General features: G+C 78.2%; 2 protein-coding genes. Both read right to left on the minus strand.

Annotated elements, in window-relative coordinates:
• Positions 1-1,780 (minus strand): DUF927 domain-containing protein (locus IEX99_RS22185; protein ID WP_188904413.1); only part of this gene is annotated, 1,780 nt, incomplete at its 3' end.
• Positions 1,777-2,755, minus strand: a 979-nt coding sequence (locus tag IEX99_RS22190) for a hypothetical protein (protein ID WP_188904416.1), incomplete at its 5' end; no start/stop codon positions are given. The genes IEX99_RS22190 and IEX99_RS22185, both read right to left, overlap by 4 nt.

Below are 2,755 nucleotides of genomic sequence, written 5' to 3' on the forward strand. Positions count from 1 at the left end.
GCACCACGTAAACCCGGGTCGGGCCAAGGCCCGGGATGCGCGGCTTCTGTGTCAGGCGCCCGCCCTCGCCGGCGACGATGAACCCGCGCCGGAACAGGGCCCGCGCCGCCGCCTGCGGATCGAGCCCGGCGCAGACTTCGCGCCGCCATGTCTCGGTCGCGATCCAGAAGCGCCACTGCCCATCGTCCCCGCGCTTCCTCCATCCGGCGCGGTTGACGATGCGCTCGCCCGAGGGCTCCCCGCCCTCGCCCACCGCCTCGAACCGCGAGGCGCCGTGCGCGATCAGGAACCCCCGCACCTGCGCCACCGCCTGCGCGGCCTCGGCGCTGCCGCTGCCGGCCTCGCGCGCGGCAAGCCACGCCCCGAGGCAGGCCCCCGCCGCCCGCTCGGCCTCGCCCGGTGGCCACGGCAGGATCCCGGCGCCGGTGGCTAGCTCGCCCGCCGCCGCGACCAACGCGAAGCGCGCCGCCACCCGCCGCACCTGCCCGCCGGCCTCGGCCGGCAGGTGACCGCGCAGGAACGCGGCCATCAAATCGCGCGCCTGCGCCGCCACGCCCTCCGGATCGGCGGCCAGCACTTCAAGCCACGCGCGGCCGGCCGTGCCGTAACAGCGCCGCGCCGCCTCGCGCAGCGCGTCGGCCAGCGCCGCGCCGCTGGCGTGCCCGTGCAGCGTCTCGAACAGGCCGTGCGGCCCGGCCTCGGCGGGAATGTCGAGCACCCGCACTTCCTGCCCGGCGCGCAGCCGGCGCGGGCCGCCGCGCGCCTCGGCCAGCCGGTCGCCGAGACCAACCTCGCCGCTGCTCAGGAACAGTACGCGCCAATCGAGGACGCGCCGCGCCCCGCCATCGCGCGCCGCGCGGCCCTTGCCGCAGCCGTTGGCGAGCATGTAGGCCGCCTGCGCCAGCGCCTCGGGTTCGCACTCGCCCATCTCATCGAGGCAAAGCAGCAGGTCGTTGTGCGCCGTCGCCACCGCCTCAAGCGCGTTGTCGGTGCTGCGCCAGGACCGCGCCCAGCCGCGCAGCCCGCCGCCGCCCCAGACCGAGCCGGCGACGTGCAACGCCGTGGACTTCCCCGACGACGACGGGCCGCGCAGGTGGAAGCCGCCGCCCTCGGCGTCGAGCAGCCCGAGCAGCGGCGCCGCGAGCGCGGCACCGATGGCGAAGGCAAGGCGCGAGTTGCCCTCCGCCAACGCCGCCACGGCGCGCTGCCAGTCCTCAAGCGTGCCGGCGCGGCGCAGCGGCGGCAGCGCCTCCGGCCGCTCGGTCTGCACCATCACCCGCTCGGCGCCCGGCGGCCCGAGCGTTTCGTCGGGCAGCACGAACACGCGACGGCCGTCGGCGCCGACGTGCCAGCCGAGCCGCCCCACCACGCGCACGCGCGCGGCCGGCGCCGAGCGCATCAGATACTCGGCCAGGCGCTCCCGTGCCCGGCGCCCCGGCGCGACGAACAGGCCGCGCGAGAGCAGATGAGCGCGCAGCTCGGTGCCGTCGCCGGCCAGCATCGCGCGCGGCATCGCCCATTCGTGCGCGCGCCCGTCGCCATCAAGCCATTGCAGCAGGGCGCCCCAGTCGCGCCCTTCGCCGTCATGCGTCAGCGCCGCCACCGTCAGCGGGCCGCACACGTGCAGCGGCGGCGCGTCATCCTCGGGCGGGAACCAATAGAGTCCGTCGCGGCGCATGGCGAAGCCGCTCGGCAGGGCGGGCGCGTCGGCGCTGCGGGTGCCCTCGGTCGCCTCGGCGGCCGGCGCCTTGCCTTCGAGGAGAGTGTCCGCGTCGGTCATCGCGCCAGGCCCTCCTTCGCCAGCGCGAAGGCGGCGATCCGCTCGCCCTCGGCGCGCGGCTTGCCGGCGTCCGCGATGCCTTCGGCCACGGCGCGGACAACCGCCGCCGGCGCCACCTCGCCGCGCCGCGCCAGCGCCGCAAGCCACCCGGCGACGCGGAGCGCCGTGTCATGTCGAGCCCCCTCGCGCTGCGCGGCGATGCGCGCGCGCGCCCAGGCGAGCGCGCGGGCGCCGGCGGCATCGTCCGCCGCGCGCGGGCGCGGCGGGCGCGGTGGCGGCGTCGGTGTCAGCAACGCCGCCGGCGGCACCCGCACCGCCGGCTCGGCGCCGTCGAGCAGCGCCAGCCGCGCGGGCAGCGGATCGCGCCGGCCTTCGAACAGCGGCGCCGCCGTGTAGATCGGCTGCGCGGGGCGGAACGCGCTCGCATCCACCGGCGCGCCGGCAAGCCACGTCGCCAACTCGGCGCCGCGCGTCGGGCGGTCCAACCAGAACCAGAGACGAAGACGCGCGCCGGGCTTGATGCCGTGCGAGGCGGTCGCCTGGATGACGCAACGCGCGACGCGGAAGGCCGGCGGGAGGTGCGGCAGCGCGGCGCGCGCGCAGGCGGGCAGGGCGCGCGGATCGGTGCCCTCGGGCAGCGGCAGGCCGTCCACGTCGAGCGCAACCCACCGGCGCGCCGCCTCGCGCAGCGTCGCCCGCTCGCCGGTCGCGTGGTCGTCGTGCAGCAGCCGCCGCACGCCGCGCGCGCGCGCCGGATCGGCGATGGCGCCGCGCAGGACGCAGCAGCGCGGCCGCGCCGCGAGCCGCGCCAACAGGCGGTGCAGCGCGTCGAGCCCGTCGAGCGCGGCCGGGTAGAGGTTCACCGTGCGCGCGGTGCCGTAGGGTTCGCAGCCGTCCGCGCGCCAGGTCTTGGCGAGGCGGAGATGCGGCGCGGCGGCCTCGCACACGGTCAGGCCGCATGTGTTGTCGGCCGGC

Source organism: Caldovatus sediminis, assembly GCF_014644455.1.
Taxonomy (GTDB): domain Bacteria; phylum Pseudomonadota; class Alphaproteobacteria; order Acetobacterales; family Acetobacteraceae; genus Caldovatus; species Caldovatus sediminis.